1 protein-coding gene is annotated in these 601 nt (G+C 49.0%); it reads right to left on the bottom strand.

Annotated features, from left to right (window positions below; genetic code table 11):
- Positions 1-601 (bottom strand): AMP-binding protein (locus tag AC1DFM_RS34690; RefSeq protein ID WP_477081367.1); only part of this gene is annotated, 601 nt, incomplete at both ends.

Below are 601 nucleotides of genomic sequence, written 5' to 3'. Positions count from 1 at the left end.
ACCACTGGTAAACCACATCAGATCTACCTGGTGCSTGGCTATCAGGGCAGAGAGCTGTTGCTCATCCAGCAGCGACTCCTGGCTGCACAGCACCAGTTTGCCGCCATGCAGCAGCATCGACCAATACTCAAAAGTAGTGGCATCAAAAGAAAGGGCTCCCGTAGACAACAATACTTCATCCCCTTTCAGCGTCACATACTGCTGTGCGGTTACCAATCTCACTACATTCTGATGCATCACCATCACTCCTTTCGGCATGCCCGTGGAACCAGAAGTGTACATCACATAAGCCAGGTCATGGGGTTGGTTAACAATAACCGGCGATGTGGTATCGTATCCTGATTGGATTGCTTTAAAACGCAACAGCTCCCCTTCATCGATCAACACTTTGCAGCCGGTATCCGACAGCATATAATCGATACGATCCGGCGGATAATCAGGATCGATGGGAACATAGGCCCCTCCTGACTTTAAGATCCCCAATATTACAATCAGCAGCCATTCGCTACGATCCAGTTTTATGCCCACCAGGTCATCTGCAACAACTTCATATTGATTACGCAGGTAATGGGCCAACTGGTTAGATTGCCTCATCCAGTTG

The organism is Chitinophaga sp. 05T412 (assembly GCF_056396465.1).
The sequence above is the reverse complement of the archived record's forward strand: the minus strand, read 5'-3'. Positions and strand labels throughout refer to the sequence as shown.